Consider the following 23,747-nt stretch of genomic DNA (forward strand, 5'->3'; position numbering starts at 1 on the left):
CAGCAGGTTTATTTTTTGAGCGGGGCAAGTAATAGGCATAGCCATTTCAAATGAAAAACGCGAGGTATTGAGGTGCGCTAAAGCATTCATCTTTTCAAAAACATGGCCTTCCAACACTTTTAAGATACGGTATAATAAATTGATAATTAATTAGATATGGGGGCATTATGTAACTTTATCAATATAAATCCAAAATAGATATTAAACTTAAATAGTTCTACTCAAAATCATTACTTTTACGCCGGTTAAAAACCCAAGCTGAAACCTTTTGCCACAAAAAATTGTTCACTCAATATTGTCAAAGTTTTTAGATTTGATATTTAACATAATTTATTTTTCTTTGCACTGAATTTATTAATCATTAAACTATAAAGACTATGTCTGATATCGCTTCAAGAGTAAAAGCAATTATCGTGGAAAAACTGGGTGTTGACGAAAGTGAAGTTACACCAGAAGCAAGCTTCACCAACGATCTTGGTGCGGACTCTTTAGACACCGTGGAATTGATCATGGAGTTTGAAAAAGAATTTAACGTTGCAATCCCTGATGACCAGGCAGAAACTATTGGCACTGTTGGCCAGGCTGTTTCTTATTTAGAAGCAAACGTTAAGTCTTAATTTATAGCTCCCCAAAACTGTTCAATGGAGTTTAAAAGAGTTGTAGTAACCGGGCTTGGAGCGCTTACTCCAATTGGTAATACTGTTCCCGAATATTGGAATAGCCTCATCAATGGGGTAAGCGGCGCTGCCTTTATCAAGAGTTTTGATGTTGAAAAATTCAAAACTAAATTTGCCTGTGAAGTAAAGGGGTTTGACGCCGAAGGTTTTTTGGGCCGGAAAGAGGCACGCAAACTTGACCCGTTTGTTCAATATGCTTTATATTCTACAGAGGAAGCTGTTAAAGATGCCGGATTAGATTTCGACAAACTGGATACCAGTCGTATTGGCGTTATCTGGGGATCTGGCATAGGTGGTTTAAAAACGTTTTTAGATGAGGTTGTAAACTTTGCCAAAGGCGATGGTACACCCAAGTTTAACCCGTTCTTTATCCCTAAAATGATAGCCGACATTGCACCGGGCCATATATCTATAAAATATGGTTTACGCGGGCCAAACTTTACCACGGTTTCCGCATGTGCATCATCAAACAACTCGCTTATTGATGCCTTTAATTACCTGCGCCTGGGTAAAGCAAATATGTTTATCACCGGCGGGTCCGAAGCTATTATTAACGAAGCAGGTATTGGCGGCTTTAACGCTATGCACGCCCTAAGTACCCGTAACGAAGACCCTACAACTGCATCGCGCCCGTTTGATCTGGACCGTGATGGTTTTGTTGCCGGCGAAGGCGCGGGAACCATTATTTTGGAAGAATTGGAGCACGCCATTAAACGCGGTGCTAAAATTTATGCCGAAATGGTTGGCGGTGGCATGAGTGCCGATGCTTACCACATGACTGCCCCACATCCCGATGGTTTAGGTGCATCACTGGTGATGAGAGCTGCGTTGGAAGATGCAGGTTTACAACCGACTGATATAGATTATGTAAACGTACACGGTACATCAACCCCGATTGGTGACCCGCAGGAAGTAAAAGCTATTACAGATGCTTTTGGCGACCATATTTATAATATCAACATCAGCTCGACAAAATCAATGACAGGCCATTTACTTGGTGCTGCCGGCGCTGTTGAAGCAATAGCCTCTATCCTGGCGTTGCAGCATGGCATTATTCCGCCAACCATCAACCATTTTACCGACGACCCGGCCTTTGACCCTAAAATTAACTTTACATTTAACACCGCCCAAAAACGCGAAGTAAACATTGTACAAAGCAATGGCTTTGGTTTTGGCGGCCACAATGCTTCAGTTATATTTAAAAAATACCAGCAATAATTTCGCCTGGATGCCATTAAGCCGTTTTTATAAGCTATACCTTTCGCCAAATAGAAAATACGTTAAGGTTTTAAAAAATTTGCTCGGTTTTGTACCGGGCAATTTGTCGTTATACAAGTTGGCATTTCGCCATAAATCGGTAGCGCAAAACATCCGCAAGGGTGTAAAAAATAGTAACGAACGTTTAGAATTTTTGGGCGATGCCGTGTTAGGCAGCGTAGTTGCCGAAGTACTTTTTAAGCTTTACCCCTACGAGGACGAAGGCTTTTTAACCGAGTTGCGATCTAAAATTGTAAGCCGCAATAACCTTAACCAACTTGCACGCAAGCTGGGTTTTGATAAACTGATCGAGTTTGATACCAAAATATTAAACTCGGGCAGGCAGGGTTCCCTTTTGGGCGATGCTTTTGAAGCACTGATAGGTGCCGTTTACCTGGATAAAGGCTACGATTTTACCCGAAACTTTTTGGTGAACCACATCATTAAATCGCACATAGACATCCACACGCTGGAGCAAACCGAAACTAATTTCAAGAGTAAATTGATTGAATGGTGCCAGCGCCACGGTAAAGACATCAGCTTTGATGTAACCGAAAACCAGGAAGGCGAAAGCACCAAGCTTTTCACCGTACAAGCCAGTGTAGACGGCGAAATAATGGGATCCGGCAAAGAGTTCAGCAAGAAAAATGCTGAAAAACTCGCGGCCGAGAAAGCTTGCGCTGCATTGGGGATATAGTTTATTTCGGATATTCGATTTAAGAATTCGAGCTACTCACCAATATACTTAATCGAGTACTCCCAACCTTAATATAATTTCTGCAAACTATCCTTGCCCCCGCTTTTTTGGAAGTATTCGTATTGTGCCTTAATTTTTTTGATGAGGTCGTAGTCCCCCCAGGTTTTAAGGTCTTCAAATGACGGGCGATAGTATTCCATAAATTTGCGCACGGTTGTGCTGTCGCCATTGGTTAAACCGGTTGCGCGCATAACCAAAGGTTTGTTATAACGGCGGTCAACCTCGGTAGCTTCTACCTCCCGTTTACTAAAGGCCGCGAAACGTCTTAAATTTTTAGCATCCTTACTAAACAATTCTCTTAACCCTGTAAGCGGAGAGCCGCCAATAGGCAAAAAAATGGTTGCCGGCGGTTTGCCATCAAAATATAAACCTTTACTACGATAAACACCCATCACCTCGCTCAGTTCTTGCTTTTTGGTTTGCCCAACAATACGTACCTCGTTCAGCTGCACTTCGGGCTGCATATAAACTACCATGCCGTAGCTTGATGCTTGTTGCTTTTGCGGGGTATAGCCTGTTTTGGTAAATAATAAAGTATCGCCAACCGTAGCATCAATGCTAAACCCCCCAAGGTTATCACAATAAATGGCTTTGTTGGTTTTCATGTTCATGATGTAAACGGCGTTAAGCCTGTCGGACGAGATTCGTTTAAATATAGCCCCCTTAATAGCAATCTGTTGTGCCGAAGCAAGGAAGGTAAAGCAAAACAGATTTATAGTGCAGGCTATTAAAAACTTCAAGGGCATATTTATTTAACGCTGCAAACTTATAAAATGTATAGCTGCCAAAGTGTGAAAAAGTGTTAAAGTTAGTTTTAGTTGGGATGTCCGAAAGTCTGGGAAGTCCGTAAGATGAAATAGCATAGTAGCTTACTTTGTTGCATAGCAAATCCCGTCTTGCGGACTTTTCTGACTTCCAGACTTTCCATCTTTTCTAACTTTCCGACTAAAATATTATCTTTGCACATGATAAAATCCATGACAGGGTATGGAATTGCCAGCTACGACTCGGGCAAAACAAAATATACCGTTGAGATAAAATCTCTTAACAGTAAATTTCTTGAACTATCCCTGCGTTTACCTAAGATCTTCTCCGAAAAAGAGTTTCAATTACGTAACGACTGCAGCAAGCAGATAGACCGTGGCAAGGTGAACCTTTCTATCAACACAGAGCAGGCAACCTCAAACGTAAAAGCAGCCGGTATCGACCGCGAGCTGCTTAAGCATTACTACAACCAGCTAAAAAGCGTAAGCGACGAACTTAACGAACAAGGCGGTAATTTACTGCAACTGGCCCTGGGTTTGCCCGAGGTGGTTAAGTACGAAGAAGATACCGTGTCTGAAGACGAATGGAAACTGGTTGAAAAAACTTTTCAGCAGGCTATGGCCAACTTTCAGACATTTAGGAGCGATGAGGGTAATGTTTTAGAGGCTGATGTTAAAATGCGCATCGGCATTATCTTAAAAAACCTGGAGCTTGTTGAGGTTGAAGAGCCAAAACGCGTCCCCGCCATCCGCGAGCGCCTGAACCAATTTTTAAGCGAAGCCGTTGGTGCCGAAAGTATCGACAAAAACCGCTTTGAGCAGGAACTGATCTATTACATAGATAAGCTTGACATTACCGAAGAGAAAACCCGCCTTAAGGCACACTGCGACTATTTCATCGAAACTTTGAAAAACGCTGATGCAAACGGTAAAAAACTTGGTTTTATATCGCAGGAGATAGGCCGCGAAATAAACACCCTGGGTTCGAAAGCAAACGACGCCAACATGCAAAAATTGGTAGTAGGTATGAAGGAAGAGCTTGAGAAAATCAAAGAACAATTACTAAATGTACTATAGTTTATAGCTGATGGTTCATAGTTAATGGCAACACCTGAACTATACCACTATAAACCATGAACTATTAACTAATGACCCCACAAGGTAAACTCATCATATTTTCGGCCCCGTCTGGTGCAGGTAAAACGACAATTGTGCACCATTTGCTTGGCGAATTGCCCGAACTGGAGTTCTCTATTTCGGCAACTACCAGGCCTGCACGTGGCGAAGAGGTTGATGGACAGGATTACTATTTTATCAGCCTTGCCGAGTTTACCCACCGTATTGCCAAAAAGCAATTTGTAGAGTTTGAGGAAGTTTATACAGGCACGTTTTATGGCACCCTGCGTACCGAGATAGAGCGCATTTGGGCCAAAGGAAAAACCGTAATTTTTGATATTGATGTTGAGGGTGGTATGCACTTAAAACGTAAGTATAAAGAGCAGGCGCTTGCTATTTTCGTTCAGCCGCCATCGTTAGAGGTTTTAAAGGAACGCCTTGCCGGCCGCGGTACTGATAGCCACGAAAAGCTACAGGAACGCTTTGCAAAAGCAGAAAAAGAGCTTAATTACGCCCCTCAATTTGATATTATCCTAAAAAATTACGAACTTGAAACGGCTTGCAAAGAAGCGAAGGAGTTGGTGACCAACTTTATTGGTTCATAGGTAATGGTTCATTGTTCATAGCCTTTACCCGGTGTTCCTGATAGCAAACCGAAGTGTATTTGTCCATATTGCGCACCCTGCGTGCTATGATCCACAAACTATTAACCATGAACAAGAATGAAAATAGGCTTACTATTCGGTTCGTTTAATCCAATACATATTGGGCATTTAATTATTGCCAACTACATGGCTAACCATACAGCGCTGGATAAGGTATGGTTGGTGGTATCGCCCCAAAACCCGCTAAAAAAATACGGCGACCTCATTAACACCTACGACAGGTTGGAGATGGCAAAACTGGCTACCGATAACGCGACTAACATAGCCGTAAGCGATGTGGAACTTAAACTGCCGCAGCCATCATATACCATTGACACCCTTACTCATCTAAAAGAAAAATACCCGGAGCACGAGTTCGCGCTCATCATGGGGTCAGATAACCTGGTTACCCTGCATAAGTGGAAAAACTATCGCCTCATATTGCGCGACTACCAGATCTTTGTTTACCCCCGCCCCGGCTATGAAAACGCCGAACTGGCATCGCACCCGGCCGTTACCATCACCATGACGCCGCAAATGGAGCTTTCGGCTACATTTATCCGTAAATCCATCGCCGAGAAAAAGAACATACAATATTTTGTGCCCGACGCTGTTTTAAAATTTATTGAGAGTAAAAGCTTGTACAGGTAAAATCGTATATTTAAAAAAAGGATTTGCCATGCTAACTAAGAATAAAGTAAAAGAACTTATTGACCATATGCCGGACACATTTTCGGTGGATGATTTGGTAGGGGAAATTATCCTCTTGCAAAAAATAGAAATCGCACGTAAACAAGTGCAAAATGGAGAGTTTTTAACCGAAGAGGAATTAGACACTGAAGTTGACAAGTGGGACTGATTATTGTTTATTCATTTATTGCCAAACACGACTTAAATCAAATTTATAAATATATTAGAAGAGACTCATTTTACTATGCTCAAAAAGAGGTTAAGGAAATAAGGGCCGCTATAAGAGGCCTTAAAATCAATTCATTCATCGGTAAGAAATTTGAAAAGGCAGATAATGACCTTACCCGGGAATTGATTTTTAAAAACTACAGGGTCATTTATGATATTGAGCCTAACAAACAAATTGTTATCTTATCCATTCACCATCATTCACGCCACATAAGTAACAACCCGGCATTTAAATCTGACGAATAAGTCTTTCGCCTTTCAATTCCAACACCCTATCTTTGCCCCTGTGAGCGACAAAACCATCCTTAAACTTCAACTGCCTACCGACCCGCTTTGGGTGAAAAACGTGGTAGAAAGCAATATTGAAGAACTACTAACCGACCACGCCTATTGCGAGCAAAAGGCGGCTACTAATGCTATCACCCTTATTATCCAAAACCCGAACCTGAGCGATGTAGTGCAGGACATGATCGCACTGGCACAAGAGGAGATGGAGCACTTTAAACTGGTGCACGATATTATGCTGAAGCGTGGCTTTGTACTTGGTAAAGAACGCCGCGATAATTACGTGAACGAATTGCGTAAATACATGATAGTTGGCGGCGGCCGTGAACAACAACTGATAGATCGGCTGCTTTTATCGGCCATGATCGAGGCCCGCAGCTGCGAACGTTTCAAGGTACTGTCAGAAAACATTAATGACGAAGAGCTATCGGTTTTTTACCACGAGCTGATGATAAGCGAGGCTACCCACTACGCCATGTTTTTAAGGCTTGCGCGCAAACACGCGGTAGAAGTTGATGTAGATGCCCGCTGGACAGAATTTTTAGCATACGAGGCCCAAGTGATCCAAAATTACGGCAAGGGCGAAACCATCCACGGGTAATTCATCCATACAAAACACCCGCTTACCGACACATTGCGTAACTTACAGCTCAATTAGTACTTACTTTGAACATGTTACGTTTAAAAACCTTTTCGGTAATTATCCATCTTGCCTGCTGGCTGTTGTTTATGGCGTTGCCATTGCTTTTTGTAAACGGGCGCAGTGAAAGCTCCAGTATATTAGTTTTGCTCGCATCACCATATTATTGGTTATTCTGCTTAACATACGTATCTATATTCTATCTGAATAGTTCGCTCATGTTCCCCCTGTTTTTTCTAAAGAAAAGATATGTTGGTTATGCTATTATTTGCGTATGCTTACTAAGTGCTTTGTATTTTTTAAAACCCTTTGAAAGATTATTACGCAACAGCGAAGGCTGGCGTAGTAATATGGATATGCAACAGCAGCAGGGCCGCCAACAATTTAGGCCTCCTCCCGGTGATAATTTAGGTCTTAATGGACAATCACCAAATAGCGCCATGCAAGCACTTAAGCCCGACCTTGTAATATTGGATTACCTTTTACTAAATGACGAGTGTGCACTAATATGCCGCGATTTTAAAGAAGACGCCGAAATGCGAGGCGTCCCGCTTATAGTTGTTACCGCTTATAAAACCAAAAAGACCATCGACGACGCCTACAAATGTGAAGCCCTGTTTGTAAAACCTTTAGATGTTAGCCTGTTTGCATCAAGCGTAAACTACCTGATGGCATCCTGAAAACTTTATGTTTAGTATGTTTAGCCCGACTGTGGAAGTAGAGTCGGGTTTTATTTCGGGGCGATAAAACCTACCACGTTATACAAGTAGTTATTCATCATTTCGATATCCACCAGGTCATTCATATAACCTATATGCAGATCGGGGCGAATGATAAGGGCTTTGCGCATGCCGGCTTTTACCTCAAAGGCGTCGAACACGTGCCAATTGGTATTTGATGGCGGCAGGTGGAAAAAATTGATGCTACCGTGGTGTCCTTGGGTTATCCATTTGGCAAGGGTAAACAGGTAATCTTCCTTGATCTCGCCAAGGGTAATGAGCGTAAAGCCCGGCTTGCTACACCATGCATGGGTATCGGTTTCCGTCTTTTTCTTTTCGTCAAAAATTTTGAGGTATGGCAGGCGGTCGCCGGCTTTTATTTTGGTATCGCGGCTAAGTTGCAGGTTTATTTTGCTATCGCGATAGCTAATGCCGGTTTGAGATATACGGCTAAAAAAGTATTCGCGCGGTTTTTTGTTCTTCCAGAATAGTTTAAGCACACTGGGCACTACGTATCGTTTAAGTAATCCGCTAAACCAGGTGCGGGAGGTGATTACGTTAAAAATACGGTCGGTAGTGTTAAGCAGGTCTTTAGCTACGGGCATCCGTTCCATGGCGTAGCTGCTCAAAATAGTTTCTTCTATTTGCCCGTTCACTGCAGCGGCCAGTTTCCAGCCCAGGTTGTACGCGTCCTGCAAACCGGTGTTCATGCCCTGCCCGCCAACCGGCGAGTGGATATGCGCGGCATCGCCAATTAAAAAACAACGCTCATCGCTAAACCTATCGGCCATGCGGTGGTGCAATTTGTAAATGGTTAGCCAGTTTACCTGCTCTAGTTCAATATTCTTGGCAGTGGTAGCTTTCAGTTCGGGTAATACATCCTCAATATTCAGTTCTTCTTTGCTTTCTAAACCATCCGGCAGGCTGGCAACTATCCTGAACGACCGCTCTTCGGGCATGGGGAAAAATGCGGCGAAACTATTTTTAGCGAGATACATGCTCAGGATATCATCCTGCATTTCACTTGCCAGCCTAACATCCGCCAGGAAAAACTTATGCTGATAGGTATCGCCGTTAAATGGGATAGCCAATTGTTTACGTACTACACTGTGCGCACCATCGGCACCAACCACATAATTGCAGGTAAGGCTGCGCGTGGTATCGCCGTTTTGAAGCGTAACTTCGGTATTATCTATATTTTGCTTTAGGCTGATGAGCGTAGTTTCCCAGTAAACGGGGCAGCAGGCGGTAGTTAAATACTCCAGCAACGTGCGCTCATTTTTACTTTGTTGATACAGGTGAATGAACGGATAAAGCGTTTGGGTATCACCCATATCCCTCAACGTTATAGCCGCCAGTTGTTTTCCACCCATGTTAAAAGCCAAGCCGGCGGCTTGTTTACCGCCGCTTATCACTTTATCTACAACACCCAACTGCCTGTAGATCTCCAGCGAACGGGCTTGTACCGCCAACGCTTTCGATTGATTGGTAGGCCCTTTTTTGATATCGATAATAATTGGCTGCACCCCGTTTCGCAGTAACTGGGCAGCCATCATCAGGCCCGAGGGCCCGGCGCCTACTATCAATACGTTGGTATGTTGCGGCAAGGCTATCATTTCATTTTTTAGGCATGGAATAACAGGAATATGGCCGGGCGCTTGCGCAGGTCAGGCACTTGTTTTAGCCACTCGCTTATTGGCATGGTTTTAATAAATTCGGTAGGGGCGGTAATGTCGCAGGCAATACAAAGGCGGGTTGTAGGTTTGCAGCTTTTTAAAACCTCCTGCAACATGCTATCGTTACGGAAAGGGGTTTCGATAAACATTTGTGTTTGCTTGTTCTTTTCGGCAAGGCTTTCCAGTTCTTTGATGCGTTTGCTGCGCTCAATTTTATCTATAGGCAAGTAACCGTTAAACGTAAAACTTTGGCCGTTAAAACCCGATGCCATCAGCGCCAGTAATATCGAACTTGGGCCAACTAACGGCACAACCTTGATGCCTTTTTTATGTGCCTCGGCAACAATATCAGCACCGGGGTCGGCAATGCCGGGGCAACCCGCTTCACTCATCAGGCCAACATCGTTACCGGCAATCAATCCTTTAAAAAACTCCTTTAGGCCGGCATCGCGGTTATGCTTACCATAATCATGAATTACCAATTCGCTTTGCGGGGTTTTTAAACCGGCCAGTTTTAAAAATCGACGCGCGGTTTTCTCGTTCTCTACAATATATTCCTTTACGCTGTTAATGGTATCAACCAGATAGGGGGTAAACGATTGGGCCGCGGCCTCATCTGCAAGTGGTACAGGTACTAAATAAAGGGTTCCGTAAGGCATAGTATTATCTTTATAGCCCCCTCTAAATCTTCCCCGAAAGGGAAGACTTTAAGAAAACTGCATTATTTGTTATTTCAATTTCGCAAGCGCTTCGCGGATGCGTGGTATCAATTGTTGGATATCTTCCAAGGTGCTTGCACCAACCGATGCCCTGAACCAGGTAACATCATCATCGGTACCAAAGGCCGAGAAGGGAACAAAGGCAACCTTAGCTTCTTTGATCAGGTAAAAATTCACATCGGCACTATTCTTTAGCACCTGCCCTTCCGGGGTGGTTTTGCCTGTGTAATCTATTTTGATGGTCAGGTAAATGGCGCCCATCGGTTCAATTGAATCAACCGAAAAGCCATCAGCCTTTAACGCCTGGAAGCCTTCGTGCAAAGTAGTCAGACTGGCCCGGATGTCACTTTTAAGTTTCTCAAGGTAGGTGTTTACGTAGGTCTCATTCTCCAGATATTCAGCCATGGCAACCTGCTCCGCCTTAGGAGACCATGCACCCATGTGGCCAACAATGGCTTTCATGTTGCTTACAATTCCGGTTGGGCCAAAGCCCCAGCCTACACGTACACCTGTCGCGGCAAAACATTTAGAGCCCCCGTCTACAAACACGGTGTAGTCCTTCAGCTCGGGGCGCAAGGTTACCGGGTCGTAATGTTTGTGTTCGCCAAAGGTTAATTGCGAATAGATCTGATCGTATAGTAAATACAACGGTTTCTCATCCGCGTTACGGCTTTTGTTTTCGGCAATTACCAGGTCGCAAATTTCTTCCAGGTCTTTCTTACCAAACATAGTACCTGTAGGGTTTAACGGCGAACATAGTGCCAGCATCGTCGCGCCTTTTAAGTGCGGTGCAATATCATCTGCCGTAGGCATAAAATTGTTTTCGGGGCGGGTTTCTACCAAAATAGCTTCAGCACCTGTTAGGTCACAATAATGGTTGTTGTTCCATGATGGTGTAGGGAAAACCACTTTATCGCCCGGATCAACAAGAGCAAGGTATGCAGAATAGATCAGCGGGCGCGAACCACCCGAGATCAGGATCTGGTTAGCGGCGTACTCCAAACCCATCCTGTTTTTTAAGAATGCGGATACGCTTTCGCGTAGGTTCAGCATACCATCTGCAGGCGGATAGTTAGTTTGATTATGGTTATAAGCATCAATAATACCGTCTTTAAGCTCAGCCGGAATAGGGTAAATATTAGAATCGAAATCGCCAATGGTTAGGTTGGCAATGTTTTGTCCCTGTTTTTTCAACTCGTTAATTTCTCCCGCTATCTTGATGATCTCGGACCCGCTTAAATTTTGCGCTAATACTGATACTTTCATTTGTAGATTTTTACGAAAGGCAAAGATAGGGTTATTGCGGGGAAAGGTAAAAGGTTAAAGGCGAAAGGTTAATTGAAGTTTTGTAAAACGCACTATGTTTGTCGCTTTAATAGGTCGACTCACCCCGACATCGCTTCGCTTGTCGACCCTCTCTGCTACGCAAAGAGGGTAAAAAATGAAATGCAGTTGAGTTAAAAGAAAAGCTCCCTCTAATCCGATAGCTATCGGATCTACCCGTTAGGGGAGACTTTATTATGTTAATGAAGTGTTATGTCAATCTTTATCAGATACGGCCGGGGAGAGGCCACAAAAAAGGCGAAAAGTTATCACTTTTCGCCTTTCCATTTATGTTTAACTCATTTACAAGTATGCTTTTCTCAGCCTGATTATCCTTGCCCAATGCATCAGTTTCATGATCGGATAAACAGGGTCTATCTCGAACCATTTAGCACCAAAATTGGCACTATTTGGGCGCTTGTGATGATTGTTCTGGAACAACTCGCCAAGCATCAGGAAATCGAACGGGGTTGTATTTTTTGATTTATCGTTGTTATCGAAGTTTGAATAACCGTATTTGTGGCCGCACCAGTTTACAATAGCGCCGTGCAACGGGCCCATAATAAGGTGGATAGGAATCAATAAATACATCCACCATTGTGTAGCAAATGCTACATAAAAAGCGATGTATAACAAGCCGAATATAATACGCGATACAATAGATGAACCTACGTAATCTATAAATTTCCATTCCGGGTAGTTTCCCTTGAAGCGTTCTTCAGGCTCATGTAACCTTTTCTCGTGTTTGCGGTAGCTGATAGCCGTGTAGTACATCATCTGGAACACGTCTTTAAAGAAGTGCGGAGAGTGGGGATCTTTTTCGGTATCACTGTAAGCGTGGTGTTCGCGATGCATAATTGCGTATGCACGCGGGTTTAAATACGACGAACCCTGGAAAATGTAGGTCATGATGTAAAACGTACGCTCAAAAAATTTATTGGTAGTAAACATTTTATGAGAGGCATATCTGTGCAGGAAAAATGTTTGAAAGAACAGCGACAGAAACCAGTGCCCTAAGAAGAAAATTAATATGATCACAGAAAATAGAATTATTGTGGATGTATTATTTATAACGATTACAAATATACGATTAAAACCGTATTAGGGATTTAAAATTAGTGTTAAGAAATCCATTTATTACAAAAAAGCCACCCGATTTATAGCGGGCGGCTTTTAAAATAAACTTGATTAAGCTTATACCTGAGCATCTCTTAATGCCTTGATACTATCGTGGCCTTCGTTGATGGCCTGTTGCTGCTGTGCAATAACAGTGGCAAATTGCGGCGCTAAACCATTCTCTTCTGATAAAGCATCTCTGTATGCTTTTTTAATAGCATCCTCGCCGCGTTCGCACTCTTCTAAAATACTTTTACGGTCGTGGCCGCTGAATGTAGCTTTAATATCTATCCATGCACGATGAATGGTTCCGGTTGCAGTGTTACCTGTTTCAACCTCGCCACCTGCCTGGCCTACTGCTGCGCTAAGTTCCTGCACATTCGTGCGACTGTCGCTGGCAAATTTTTCAAATATAGCTTTAAGATCAGCATCCGCTTCGCCCAAATCTTTTGACGCACGGTCAAAACCGTCTATACGATCGTTATTGATTTCTATTAAGTCGTTTAATACTTCTACTGATTTTTCTGAGGTAGTTTCCATGGTAGTTGTTTTCTAATTTGTTTAGTACTACCAGTGCAACCACCATGCCAAGTTTAATTTGTAATTAAATAATTTATCAAAATACTTATACCCAAAGGTTAATATCTTTGAAAGTTAAGCTTTAAAACATAGCACAATACAAAAATCCCGGCGGTGGCTTACTGCTTATAAACCAATACAAACTGATAAAAATAAAAAAGACCGCCCTTGCAGGCAGCCTCTTTCAGTTTAGTTAGTTATAGTGTTACTTTTATTATTCTTTTTCGCTTTTGGCAGAGTCATTAATGCCGGCCTCAGCAATTTGTGTAAGCAGGCTATCGCAATTTTTTTCTTCTTTTAAAGTAGCCTCTAAAAGTTCGGCAGCTTCGGTATAACCCAAAGTTGTTGCCAGGGTGCGTAAAGTACCGTACGATGCAATTTCGTAATGCTCTACCTTTTGCGCGGCAGAAATAATTCCCGCGTCACGCGTTAACGATCCCTTTTCGGTTTCAGAAACAATCTCATCTGCTTCTTTCAACAAGCCGGCCATCGCTTCGCACTTTACGGCCACTGCTTTTTCGCCGATAGATGCAAATGCGTCTTCCAAGCGGGTTATCTGGCCTTCGGTTTCGGTGATGTGGGTTTGGATAGCGTTACGCAATTCATCAGATGTAGCGGCTTTTGCCATTTTAGGCAAGGCTTTTACCAAATGTTTCTCGGCCCAATAAATATCTTTCAATTCGTCAAGAAACAATTCGTTTAGGGCCGACTCTGCAACATTCTCGGTTGTTTCGGGTGCCTTAGGTGTTTTCGTAGCAGTTGCATTTTTTGCAGGTGCTGTTTTAGTAGTTGCCATATATAAATGTTTAATTTGTGTAATTGATGAACACGTATATCTGGTATAAAGTTTTAGTAATAAGATAATTTATTAATTACAATCGACTATGCGCCCTTTTTTGACTTTAAGCTACTCATCAATTGTTCGTAGAGATCGTCGCTTTTGGTTACACGCGGTTTAAGCTTTTTAATAGTAGGGCGTTTACCCTTCGCTTTCGCCTTGATGATCTTCAGCAGCTCATCATTATACTCGTCCTTAAATTTAGATACATCAAAGTCTTCGGCGTATTGGTTGACGAGGGCCAGGCCTACATCCAGTTCCTTTTTGCTTACCGCTACATCGTCGGCAATGTTTAAGTCCTCGGTACCGCGAATCTCCTGCCCAAATCGGATCCGGGTAATCACCAGCACATTATCTATGGGGTGCACAATGCAAAGGCTTTCGGTACTGCGCAGTACAAAACGCGCGAGGCCCGCCTTACCGGATTTTTTTAGCGCCTGTAGCAGCAGGGCATAGGCCTTATTGTTTTTAGTATCAGGTTCGGTATAGTAGGATGTTTCGTAAAACATCGGGTTCACGTCGCCTATATCAACAAAGCTTTCTATCTCCACCACCTTACTTTTCTCGGGCGCGGCGGCTTCAAAATCTGCTTCTTCTACTATTACATAGTCGTCGTCATTTATTTTATAGCCCTTTACAATTTTATCATAAGGCACCTCTTTGTGGGTTTTTTCATTCACGCGCTGGTACCGGATGCGCTCGTGGTCGCGGGCATCAAGCATATCCAGATCGATACTGCTTTTTTGCACTGCCGAATATAATTTTACCGGGATGCTCACCAACCCAAACCCTAACGAACCTTTCCAGATAGACCTCATAACCTTATGATTTAATACTATTTATTATAACTATAAAAAAAGGCAACGGTTTTTAAAATGAGCAAAGTGGTATAAGCTAATATTATTTTACCGTTAAAATATGCCCTTAGTTACTTGCAAAGGCACATTACGTCATCCATACAGATATTTAAAGCCTTTAATAATTGCAATGTGCGTTTATGATATGCGTATTAGTACGTATTTTAATATACCATAACGACGGGATTGCTGCAAAACACTGATTGTATGACCTTTACAATTACAAACTAAACACTAAAAATATCATGAAAAAGTTATTACTAAGCGCAGTTTTTGCATTAACCCTATGCTTCGCTGCAAAAGCACAAGACGAAACTGTAGCCGAAAACCCCGCGGAAATTAAAGACACCAAAGTTTTAACCATCGACGAACTGAAAGCCCAACGTGCCGAGCTGGTTGCGATGCTAAAATCTGAAGACTTCCAAAAAACTTTGGCTAAAGCCGACAACCTTAAAGCACCAAAAGAAGTTGGTATTGCAGGCGTTGATGCATTAGCCGGCCTGGTTACCACCATGATGACCCAGTTAAAAGAGAACCGAGCTCTATTGCCACAAATGTATGCCAGCGTAACCGGCCAAACACTTGACGGCCTGCCCGCTACCGAGGTAAAACCATTAACGCCCGACCAGATGTTAGGCTTCTCTAAACTTTGCCTTGCAATGGGTTCAAGCCTGCTAAAATCATCAAAAGACCTGATCACCCTGCCGGGCGAAATTAAAAGCGCCGGGTTGATGAAAGGCATCAAAGGCTTAAAATCGTTAATGTACATCAAAAGCAATATTGGCGCCATCAGGCAAGAGATCGCGTTCAACTCGAAAATGATAAACAACCTGGTACAGACCAACAAACTGGCCATTGCTGCAAATACAACAAAATAAAGGCTTCTTTTATTTAGTTTAAGCGGGTGCTGCACGGGGGGTGCGGCCCCACTTTTTTGTTTTTACAGGATTGTATCGCCTTAACCCTGTTGAAAATGAACACCTAATGTGGATGATTTTCTGAACAATGCCTCAATCATTTTTCGCACATTTGCAGCTCAGCATCTTACACCCCCATGGAGCAGTACTTTATTATTGATTTCGACAGCACCTTTACACAGGTAGAAGCCTTAGACGAGTTAGCCCGCATATCTTTAAAGAATCATCCCGACCGCGAGGGCATCTATAAACAAATAGAAGACCTTACCAATGCATCTATGGAGGGCCGCCTGTCGTTTACAGATAGCCTGGAACAACGCGTAAAACTGCTTTGCGCTAACCGCGACCATCTGAAAATGCTGATCACCCATTTAAAGAAAAAGGTATCAACCTCTTTCTCCCGCAATACCATGTTTTTTAAGAACCACCAGGACGAGGTGTTGATCGTATCAGGCGGGTTCAAGGAATTTATTATCCCGGTTGTTACCGAGTACCATATCAAGAAAGATAATATCTACGCCAACACTTTTGTATTTGATGAGGAAGGTAACATTGTAGGTTACGACCGCGAGAACCCCTTATCGCAAGAGGGTGGCAAGGTGAAGCTTCTGAAAGAGTTAAACCTGTCCGGAGAGATCTTCGGCATTGGCGATGGTTACTCGGATTTCCAATTAAAGGAATCGGGGATGATCAAAAAGTTTTTTGCCTTTACCGAGAATATCGAGCGTAAATCTGTTGCAGAAAAGGCCGATCATATCACCCCAAGCTTTGATGAGTTTTTATACATTAACAAACTGCCAAGGGCAATATCATATCCAAAAAACCGCATCAAGTGTTTGGTTATTGGCGATATAGATGAAGAGGCTTTAGGCCAAATGAAACGCGAGGGTTACAACTTCCGCCATCGCGATAGTATAGAAGAAAAATACCTGGACGAGGCCGGTGTTTTGTTTTGCGACGAAGCAAACTTACCCAAACCAGAGCATCTGGAAAATGCAGGTCGGTTAAAAGTAATAGGCTGCTTTGGCCGCGTGAACCGCAAACTGGCCGAGGCCGCCTGCGAAAAAGGCATCATTATATTCGACGACCCTAAAGCCAACCCGCGCAATACCGATTTTATCCCCCGTAGGGTAATTGCTTTTATGAATGAAGGCAAAACGCACATGAGCTGTAACTTCCCAGACCTGCAGCCGCCTCGTATCAACAATGCGCACAGGTTAATTCACATTCATAAGAATGTGCCGGGGATACTGGCGCAAATAAATGAGGTTTTTGCAAATCATAATATCAATATAGTAGGCGAGTTTTTGGTAACCAACCCACAAATTGGCTACGTAATTACAGATGTAAATACAGGTTACGGCACCGAAGTACTAAACGAGCTTAAAGCTATTGAGCAAACGATAAAATTTAGACTGCTTTATTAAATGGTTCATGGCGGATGGTTCATAGCTTATGGAAACTGCCCTAAACTATGATCATCAATTTTACAAGTTAATATAGTTTACAGGAACTACTATTAACCATGACCCATGAACTATCAACTACTCCCCTTTTTCTACAAGTGGCACCACCAACACCGGCACATGCGAGTTGCGCACAACACTTTCGGCAACGCTGCCCATTAGCAGGCGATCAATACCTGTACGCCCGTGGGTGCCAATCACGATCAGGTCAGCTTTAAATTGTTCGCTGCAACTTAGGATGCCATCAGCTGTTGAGCCGTACTCGTTAAAGTGTGTAACCTCCAAACCTTTCGCATATTTTTCAATAGTACGTTCTATGATGTTATCAGCCTGATCTTTTTGGATGTTTAGCATGTTCACCTCATCGTAATTTATTGTAGGCAAGCCGATCATCGGGTCGTTTGAGGTATCGGCAATTACGGCCGGCTCTACAATGTGCACCAAACCAACGTGGGCGTTAAAGGTGTGGGCAATATCAAACCCGTATGATGCCGCGTATTCGGCAAATTTGCTGTCGTCTATTCCGATAAGTATCTTGCTAATTTTCATGGCTATAAGGGTTTTGGTTCCCCTTACTAAACAATCAACTTAGGATATGTTTTATTAAAGATGTAATTGCCTATAGGCGGTACCTGGCAAACATGCGCTTTAGATAATTGCCCTCCGCAAACCCGGATTTGGACAAGGCAGTTTTTTGGGCCGAATAGATCCCACCATCGCCGCTGAAGGCGTAAGCCGTAAAACAAGCTATCGCAAAAAAGATAGCATACTGCCCGCCAAATAGTTCTACCCCCATTAACGTGCAGGCCAGCGGGGTATTTGTAGCCCCTGCAAATACCGCGATAAAGCCCAAAGCGGCAAATAAACCAATGGGGGCATCCATCAATTCGGCAAGGGTATTGCCCAGGGTGGAGCCTATGTAAAATAACGGGGTTACCTCGCCGCCCTTAAAGCCTGTACCAAGGGTGATAGCGGTATAGATCAGTTTCCAAAGCCAGCTAAAGGCATCAGCCCCGGCATGTTGGAATGCCGAAACAATGGTTATCGCGCCGGGATATTCGGCATCCACACCCAAACTCAAATAATCGGGCTTACCCAAAATATAAGTAATACCGATGATGGCAAGGCCGCCAACAACAGGTATCACCCAGGTAACCTTGATCCATCTTAATGAAAAGTTTTTGACCAAATGTACCGCCCTTTCAAAGGCGTAACTTACCAAACCAAACACCACCGATGCCACAAGCACCTTTGCCACAAGCAGCAAATTGCCCGGCAAACTGATGCCATATAGCACTTGCCCCGTATCGGCAACATCGATATGATAGGCGGTATGATGAATGTGCCACAACGATACCGTAACATCGCCCACGTAGCCGGCTATCAAACAGGCAAAAAATGACTTATATGGCATGCGCCCGATAGCGATAACTTCGATGGCGAAGATGGCACCGGTAAGCGGCGTGCCGAATACCGCCCCAAACCCTGCCGCCACGCCTGCGGTCAGGATGGTTTTTTTGTCGGCCTCGTTCAGTTTAAACCAGCCCGCGAACAAGTTGGCCAGGCTGCCGCCAATTTGCACGGCCGTACCCTCGCGCCCCGCCGAACCGCCAAAAAGGTGGGTAATAACCGTGGTAACCAAAATGAGGGGTGCCATGCGTTTAGGCACACCCGCCCCCGGCTGGTGGATCTCGTCAATAATTAAATTATTACCCCGCTCGGCGCTTTTGCCGTACCATTTATACAGCAGGTGGATTACTACACCCGCCAAAGGCAACAGGTACAACAACCAGTTATGCGCAAAGCGGAAATGAATAGCCCAGGTTAACAGCCACAGGAAAAAGGCCACCATGCTGCCAATTGCTACAGCAACGGGGATGCACAAGAGCGCAACACGGATGATCTGGATAAAAGGCGAAAACGGTTTGGAAAAGATATTTTTAAACATAACCTACGTGCAAATAAACAACTTATTTGGGGTAGGCGTCATCAGCTTTGCAGCGGTTCAAGTAGGCAGAACACCATTGCCTTGTTTGTATAGTACAAATATAGTTTTTTAGTTGAGGGTTTAAAGTGCCAAGTAAAAAGTTAAGCCCTATTACAGCTTTTCACTTTAAACCTTTAACTTTCAACTCCTACCCCTATCTTTGCCCTATGAGCATCTCTCCCGAAATAGAAAAAAGGCTTACACTGCTGCAGGAAAAATACAACGCCATGGGCCAGGATATGACATCTTACCTGGATGGCCTGCTGCATGCCGACTTTTTAACCTATTGGGACTATATTCACCTGGATACGCTTTTGAGCCTGCAAAGCCCGAAAACGCCATTCCCGGATGAAGAGATCTTTATTATGTACCACCAAATTACCGAGCTTTACTTCAAGCTAAGCCTGCACGAATGCAAGCAGATAGCCGAGGCCGAAAACCTTACCGTCGATTTTTTCACGGCACGCGTAAGACGCATTAATCGGTATTTTGAGGCGCTGACAAACTCGTTCGAGATTATGGTGGATGGTATGGAGAAAGAGCAATTCCTGCAATTTAGGATGAGCCTGTTGCCTGCCAGCGGTTTCCAAAGCGGCCAGTACCGTTTGATAGAAATTTACGCGACGGATTTTATTAACCTGGTTGCCCAGGATCATCGGCAAGAATTAGCCACCGCACCAGTTGAAGATCAGTTTGAGCAGATCTATTGGAAATACGGGGCTACAGAACTCTCTACCGGTAAAAAAACATTGACCCTAAACCAGTTCGAAAAAAAATACGCCAAAACATTTATCGAGCTTGGCAAGCAGGTTAACAATACCAACTTTAACGCTTTATTGCAGCAGTTTAAATATAATGGCGCAAGCACTAAAGCATTAGAGGAGCAATTGAAACAGCTTGATGTAAACGTGAACGTGAACTGGCCGCTAAGCCACTACAAATCTGCCGTGCGCTACCTGCACCGCGAGCCCGAGGAGATTAAAGCTACAGGCGGTACAAACTGGCAGAAATACCTGCCCCCGCGTTTCCAGCACCGCATTTTTTACCCATCTTTATGGAATACCGACGAACTTGAACAATGGGGAAAAGCCTGGGTAGATAAAGTTGTGAGCGAACTGTAAAACCATGGCCGGTAAGACTATTTCAGCAAGCTTTAAGGAGCACCCTGTTGCAATAATACTTTGCGGTATTTATTTTTTATTGTGGTGCTGGATCGGGTATGTAGCTTATTACGATTTTATTAATCAGGGTGATGGTGAAACTATTGGGCTTACACTTTATTATTTCCTATTTGTAGTAATCCTACCATACCTTCTCATAACTTCGGGATTTGCGCTTTTTTCTAAAAATTCAAAAATATTTTACTGGAATATGGTCGGCTTTATTCTCGTTTTTATCCCGATAGCCGTATTTATTGGCTTTTTGGTAAGCTATGTAAACGGATAGCTATATAGCAGTTATTTGCAAACTATTAGCCGCTGCCGCATCATTCACTAACTTCTCTATCTCGTAAAAGCTTTCAAACTTGTTGATGATCATCATCGAGCTTTTCTTCGGAAATTTATTTACCAGGAATATGCCCGGGCCGCGATGGGTAACCTTTTTAATATCGGCAAGGTCTATGGCAACGTCCGGTTGGTTTAGGGTATGCAATACAATTTTCTGGCCGTCGATAATAAGGTTCGTGGCATCTACCCCTTTAAAATATTTCTTTTTCCCGTAAACAAACCCCGCTATCAAAGCCATAAATATAATGGCGAATGTGATGATATTGGCCGTGGTGCCGCCCCGGTAAAGCAGGTTAAAGGCAAAAATACAGATGATAACAACGTATGAAGCTAAGATGGTGTAGGTCCAGGTTTTTTTGAGTTTGGCGTTTCCTTCGGCAGTAAGTTTATATTCGGGCATGCAGGGGCTTTGTTAATTTGCTGTAATATAGTATTCATAAGGCTTTAAAATTAAAAAATCGTTCAAAATTTTTTAACTTGCCACTTTCTGAATTACTTATTCTACTACCATGACCGACACGCTGGACATAAAAATCACCAAAGCCGCTCACTCACGTTTAGCTGAGACGGATTTTAACACCCTGCCTTTTGGCAAGGTATTCTCTGACCACATGTTTTCTGCGGATTACATTGATGGCGAATGGAAAAATTTTGAGATACTGCCATACGGCCCAATCTTAATGAGCCCGGCAATTTCTTCGCTGCATTATGGGCAGTCGTTTTTTGAAGGTATTAAAGCCTACAAACATGCCGACGGTAAGGTTTCTATCTTCCGCCCGGACAAGAACGCCGCTCGTTTTAACAAATCAGCAGAGCGCCTTTGTATGCCTACCCTGCCCGAAGAACTCTTTGTGCAAACCATTGCCGCATTGGTTGACCTTGACCGCGACTGGATCCCTGGAAAAGCTAACCATGCTTTGTACATCCGCCCGTTCATGTTCGCTACCGACCCATACCTGGGTGTAACGCCATCGGCTACTTATAAATATATGGTTATTGTTGGCCCGGTTGGCCCATACTTTTCAAAACCGCTTAGGGTTAAAATAGAAACGCATTACACCCGCGCTGCCGAAGGTGGTATGGGTTACGCGAAAGCTGCCGGTAATTACGGTTCCTCTATGCTGCCTGCCCGCAAAGCTACCGAAGAGGGTTTTGACCAACTGATCTGGACGGATGCTAAAGAGCACAAATACATCGAAGAAATGGGTGCCGCTAACGCGATGTTCCTGTTAGATGGTAAACTGATAACTGCCGAAGCAAACGATACCATCCTTGATGGCGTAACCCGCGATACGGTTATCGCATTAGCTAAAAGCTGGGGCATAACGGTTGAAGAACGCAAGGTATCTATTGCAGAACTGATAGAAGGTGCTAAAAATGGCAAACTAACAGATGCCTTTGGTGCCGGTACTGCCGCAACCATCGCTTCTGTAGCATCTATCAGCTTTGAAGGTGAAGAATACTTTTTGAGCGACCCTGCTACACGCGAGTTCTCTAAACGAGTATTATCAACCCTTGATGATATCAAATACGGCCGCACCGAAGACATCAACGGCTGGAATTATATGGTGTAATTTTCTTACCAATTATATCAAAAAGCCCTGCAGAAAATGCGGGGCTTTTTGATTTTTACATCACCGCCTTCACCACAATATATGGTGATAGCGCTTTGCTTTCTATGGGAACGATCTTGGTAAATACTTTACCTGCCACCCAAATAGCTTTTACAATGGCTTTAGATAAACCCTTCTGTTCAGATTTATTCTCCAGCCACACGGTGAACCTGCCGTGGTAGTAAGCTTCAATCTCTTTTAGGCCGAGGGCTTTGCAGCTATCACGCAGCAGGTCAAGGTCCATGCTGTTGATGTTATGCTTGTCGTAGTTGTCTTTATCAAAATTCTTTTGCACCCAGCCATTAACACTCTTAAAATTTGGTAAGGTGATAAACAAGGTGCCGCCGGGTTTCAAAAACTTAAGGTGCTCGTTAATGATAAATTGCGTGTCGCTAAAATGCTCTATCAAACCGAAAGAAAGCACCATATCAAACTTTTGAGGTGGTTGGTACGTGAACAGGTCGGCTTCAACAATATCGATATCGCCGGGTGTAAGGTCATTTGCAGCAAGTAGCTTATTAATCAGCTCGGGATGGATAAAATAATCGAGTAGGGTAGTTTTTAAACCCTGGTATTTTTTTAGGTAAATGGAATAATATCCCGGGAAACCGCCCAGTTCAATAGCATTTTTAACACCTTTTTCGGCAATCAGCTTGCCCAAAATATCGCCAAAAACATAATTAGGCTTCAGTTTAAATAGCAGCCCCTTGCGCGATTCCCAAAACGATTTCCAGAAGGAATGGTCTGTTAAATCATTCTCCATTAAATATGCTCAATAAGGGTTTCAGTCTTTTTTTCCAGTACTCGCGCCGGGTTACCCACTGCAGTGCTGTTATCAGGTATATCTTTTATCACCACAGCGCCCGCGCCAATAATTACGTTGTTACCTATGCTAACATCGCCAATAATACAAACGTTGGCGCCTACGTCAACATTATTACCCAAACGGGGGCAATTGCTAAAGGTGCCATCGGCCAGTTTTTTATGGCCTATAGTAACACTGTTACGCAACACGCAGTTTTCACCAATAACAACACGCTGATTAACTACCAGTGCCTCCCCGTGATAAATAATAAGTCCTTTGCCCGCAACAACTTTGCGCGGCAGCTCGATGCCTAAAGTCCACTCCACAAAAAGGCGGTAAAATACCAGATACCAGCAAAAAAGGATCTTTGAAAGTGTATGGCGGCTAACGATCTGCACCGATCGAAACAGGAACAAAACCACTCGCCCTTTTATGTTGCTCCGGTTAGCGCTCCAGTCCTGGAATAAGTACTCGAAAAAGTTCATGTTAGGTGTCGGATTTGCTGTTAAACTTCATTTTGATATTAATGAAGCATTCAAAAGTAAAATTTTTAATTTTAGTATCAT

General features: G+C 43.4%; 27 protein-coding genes and 1 riboswitch. Of the genes, 14 read left to right on the forward strand and 13 right to left on the reverse strand.

Annotated elements, in window-relative coordinates:
- The first annotated feature begins 377 nt into the window (after positions 1-377).
- Genes ACVW0P_RS01585 through rnc form a run of 3 tightly spaced genes read left to right on the forward strand, consistent with a single transcriptional unit; the run spans position 378 to position 2,631 of the window.
- On the forward strand, positions 378-617 hold the full coding sequence (locus ACVW0P_RS01585) for an acyl carrier protein (protein WP_354427946.1): 240 nt from the start codon (positions 378-380) through the stop codon (positions 615-617).
- Between the two features lie 24 nt (positions 618-641).
- Entirely contained in the window at positions 642-1,895 is a 1,254-nt protein-coding gene (gene fabF, locus ACVW0P_RS01590) for a beta-ketoacyl-ACP synthase II (RefSeq protein WP_457130523.1), read from the forward strand.
- 10 nt (positions 1,896-1,905) lie between these two features.
- Positions 1,906-2,631: a ribonuclease III gene (gene rnc, locus ACVW0P_RS01595; protein WP_457130524.1), complete on the forward strand. Its 726-nt coding sequence runs from the start codon at positions 1,906-1,908 to the stop codon at positions 2,629-2,631.
- A 68-nt stretch (positions 2,632-2,699) separates the two neighbouring features.
- On the opposite strand, the gene ACVW0P_RS01600 is transcribed toward rnc, so the two are convergent.
- Positions 2,700-3,431: a hypothetical protein gene (locus ACVW0P_RS01600; protein WP_457130525.1), complete on the reverse strand. Its 732-nt coding sequence runs from the start codon at positions 3,429-3,431 to the stop codon at positions 2,700-2,702.
- Positions 3,432-3,656: 225 nt separating this feature from the next.
- On the opposite strand from ACVW0P_RS01600, the gene ACVW0P_RS01605 reads away from it, so the two are divergent.
- From ACVW0P_RS01605 to ACVW0P_RS01635, 7 genes are all read left to right on the forward strand, one after another.
- Complete coding sequence (locus ACVW0P_RS01605) at positions 3,657-4,532, forward strand: YicC/YloC family endoribonuclease (protein WP_457130526.1); 876 nt, start codon at positions 3,657-3,659, stop codon at positions 4,530-4,532.
- A 71-nt stretch (positions 4,533-4,603) separates the two neighbouring features.
- A complete protein-coding gene (gmk, locus tag ACVW0P_RS01610) occupies positions 4,604-5,176 on the forward strand; it encodes a guanylate kinase (RefSeq protein WP_457130527.1) in 573 nt (190 codons plus the stop codon).
- 117 nt (positions 5,177-5,293) lie between these two features.
- Positions 5,294-5,866: a nicotinate (nicotinamide) nucleotide adenylyltransferase gene (nadD, locus tag ACVW0P_RS01615; protein ID WP_457130528.1), complete on the forward strand. Its 573-nt coding sequence runs from the start codon at positions 5,294-5,296 to the stop codon at positions 5,864-5,866.
- On the forward strand, positions 5,841-6,074 hold the full coding sequence (locus ACVW0P_RS01620) for a hypothetical protein (RefSeq protein ID WP_457130529.1): 234 nt from the start codon (positions 5,841-5,843) through the stop codon (positions 6,072-6,074). The genes nadD and ACVW0P_RS01620 overlap by 26 nt, the downstream gene beginning before the upstream one ends.
- Complete coding sequence (locus ACVW0P_RS01625; RefSeq protein ID WP_457130530.1) at positions 6,065-6,379, forward strand: type II toxin-antitoxin system RelE/ParE family toxin; 315 nt, start codon at positions 6,065-6,067, stop codon at positions 6,377-6,379. Before ACVW0P_RS01620 ends, ACVW0P_RS01625 begins: the two co-directional genes overlap by 10 nt.
- A 40-nt stretch (positions 6,380-6,419) precedes the next feature.
- Positions 6,420-7,019, forward strand: coding sequence for a tRNA isopentenyl-2-thiomethyl-A-37 hydroxylase MiaE (miaE, locus tag ACVW0P_RS01630; protein WP_457130531.1), 600 nt, complete (start codon positions 6,420-6,422; stop codon positions 7,017-7,019).
- 71 nt (positions 7,020-7,090) lie between these two features.
- Positions 7,091-7,738 (forward strand): hypothetical protein, encoded by a 648-nt coding sequence (locus ACVW0P_RS01635; protein ID WP_457130532.1) that lies wholly within the window; start codon positions 7,091-7,093, stop codon positions 7,736-7,738.
- A gap of 50 nt (positions 7,739-7,788) precedes the next feature.
- On the opposite strand, the gene ACVW0P_RS01640 is transcribed toward ACVW0P_RS01635, so the two are convergent.
- From ACVW0P_RS01640 to ku, 7 genes are all read right to left on the reverse strand, one after another.
- Complete coding sequence (locus ACVW0P_RS01640; protein ID WP_457130533.1) at positions 7,789-9,393, reverse strand: FAD-dependent oxidoreductase; 1,605 nt, start codon at positions 9,391-9,393, stop codon at positions 7,789-7,791.
- An 8-nt stretch (positions 9,394-9,401) separates the two neighbouring features.
- Positions 9,402-10,112 (reverse strand): SAM-dependent methyltransferase, encoded by a 711-nt coding sequence (locus ACVW0P_RS01645; RefSeq protein WP_457130534.1) that lies wholly within the window; start codon positions 10,110-10,112, stop codon positions 9,402-9,404.
- Positions 10,113-10,181: 69 nt separating this feature from the next.
- Positions 10,182-11,438: a pyridoxal phosphate-dependent aminotransferase gene (locus ACVW0P_RS01650; RefSeq protein ID WP_457130535.1), complete on the reverse strand. Its 1,257-nt coding sequence runs from the start codon at positions 11,436-11,438 to the stop codon at positions 10,182-10,184.
- A 360-nt stretch (positions 11,439-11,798) separates the two neighbouring features.
- Complete coding sequence (locus ACVW0P_RS01655; RefSeq protein ID WP_457130536.1) at positions 11,799-12,533, reverse strand: acyl-CoA desaturase; 735 nt, start codon at positions 12,531-12,533, stop codon at positions 11,799-11,801.
- 156 nt (positions 12,534-12,689) lie between these two features.
- Complete coding sequence (locus tag ACVW0P_RS01660; protein WP_354427914.1) at positions 12,690-13,151, reverse strand: ferritin-like domain-containing protein; 462 nt, start codon at positions 13,149-13,151, stop codon at positions 12,690-12,692.
- A gap of 253 nt (positions 13,152-13,404) precedes the next feature.
- Positions 13,405-13,986: a YciE/YciF ferroxidase family protein gene (locus ACVW0P_RS01665; RefSeq protein WP_457130537.1), complete on the reverse strand. Its 582-nt coding sequence runs from the start codon at positions 13,984-13,986 to the stop codon at positions 13,405-13,407.
- An 86-nt stretch (positions 13,987-14,072) separates the two neighbouring features.
- Positions 14,073-14,846 (reverse strand): non-homologous end joining protein Ku, encoded by a 774-nt coding sequence (gene ku / locus ACVW0P_RS01670; RefSeq protein ID WP_457130538.1) that lies wholly within the window; start codon positions 14,844-14,846, stop codon positions 14,073-14,075.
- Between the two features lie 284 nt (positions 14,847-15,130).
- Between ku and ACVW0P_RS01675 the strand changes: the two genes are divergently transcribed.
- Entirely contained in the window at positions 15,131-15,763 is a 633-nt protein-coding gene (locus ACVW0P_RS01675) for a hypothetical protein (RefSeq protein WP_457130539.1), read from the forward strand.
- Between the two features lie 176 nt (positions 15,764-15,939).
- The gene (locus tag ACVW0P_RS01680) at positions 15,940-17,229 is read left to right on the forward strand and encodes an HAD-IB family phosphatase (protein ID WP_354427906.1); all 1,290 of its coding nucleotides are present in this window, start codon (positions 15,940-15,942) and stop codon (positions 17,227-17,229) included.
- Positions 17,230-17,346: 117 nt separating this feature from the next.
- Here ACVW0P_RS01680 and ACVW0P_RS01685 read toward each other — a convergent pair whose 3' ends face one another.
- Together ACVW0P_RS01685 and ACVW0P_RS01690 are read right to left on the reverse strand one after the other, a co-directional pair.
- Positions 17,347-17,817 (reverse strand): universal stress protein, encoded by a 471-nt coding sequence (locus ACVW0P_RS01685; RefSeq protein ID WP_457130540.1) that lies wholly within the window; start codon positions 17,815-17,817, stop codon positions 17,347-17,349.
- Between the two features lie 70 nt (positions 17,818-17,887).
- Positions 17,888-19,216: a voltage-gated chloride channel family protein gene (locus ACVW0P_RS01690; RefSeq protein ID WP_457130541.1), complete on the reverse strand. Its 1,329-nt coding sequence runs from the start codon at positions 19,214-19,216 to the stop codon at positions 17,888-17,890.
- A gap of 25 nt (positions 19,217-19,241) precedes the next feature.
- A riboswitch (Fluoride riboswitch) is annotated at positions 19,242-19,306 on the reverse strand.
- Positions 19,307-19,422: 116 nt separating this feature from the next.
- Here ACVW0P_RS01690 and ACVW0P_RS01695 point away from each other — a divergent pair.
- Positions 19,423-20,376, forward strand: a complete 954-nt coding sequence (locus tag ACVW0P_RS01695; protein WP_457130542.1) for a tryptophan 2,3-dioxygenase family protein — start codon at positions 19,423-19,425, stop codon at positions 20,374-20,376.
- A gap of 325 nt (positions 20,377-20,701) precedes the next feature.
- On the opposite strand, the gene ACVW0P_RS01700 is transcribed toward ACVW0P_RS01695, so the two are convergent.
- Positions 20,702-21,163, reverse strand: coding sequence for a hypothetical protein (locus ACVW0P_RS01700; RefSeq protein WP_457130543.1), 462 nt, complete (start codon positions 21,161-21,163; stop codon positions 20,702-20,704).
- A gap of 109 nt (positions 21,164-21,272) precedes the next feature.
- Between ACVW0P_RS01700 and ACVW0P_RS01705 the strand changes: the two genes are divergently transcribed.
- Positions 21,273-22,337: a branched-chain amino acid aminotransferase gene (locus tag ACVW0P_RS01705; protein WP_457130544.1), complete on the forward strand. Its 1,065-nt coding sequence runs from the start codon at positions 21,273-21,275 to the stop codon at positions 22,335-22,337.
- Positions 22,338-22,392: 55 nt separating this feature from the next.
- Here the strand turns inward: ACVW0P_RS01705 and ACVW0P_RS01710 are convergent, their stop codons facing one another.
- Both ACVW0P_RS01710 and ACVW0P_RS01715 read right to left on the reverse strand, forming a co-directional pair.
- Positions 22,393-23,139 carry a class I SAM-dependent methyltransferase gene (locus ACVW0P_RS01710; RefSeq protein ID WP_457130545.1) on the reverse strand — a complete coding sequence of 249 codons (747 nt, stop codon included), beginning with the start codon at positions 23,137-23,139 and terminating at the stop codon, positions 22,393-22,395.
- Positions 23,139-23,666 carry a serine acetyltransferase gene (locus tag ACVW0P_RS01715; RefSeq protein ID WP_457130546.1) on the reverse strand — a complete coding sequence of 176 codons (528 nt, stop codon included), beginning with the start codon at positions 23,664-23,666 and terminating at the stop codon, positions 23,139-23,141. The genes ACVW0P_RS01710 and ACVW0P_RS01715 overlap by 1 nt, the downstream gene beginning before the upstream one ends.
- Positions 23,667-23,747: the final 81 nt, after the last annotated feature.

The organism is Mucilaginibacter sp. UYNi724, assembly GCF_054057495.1.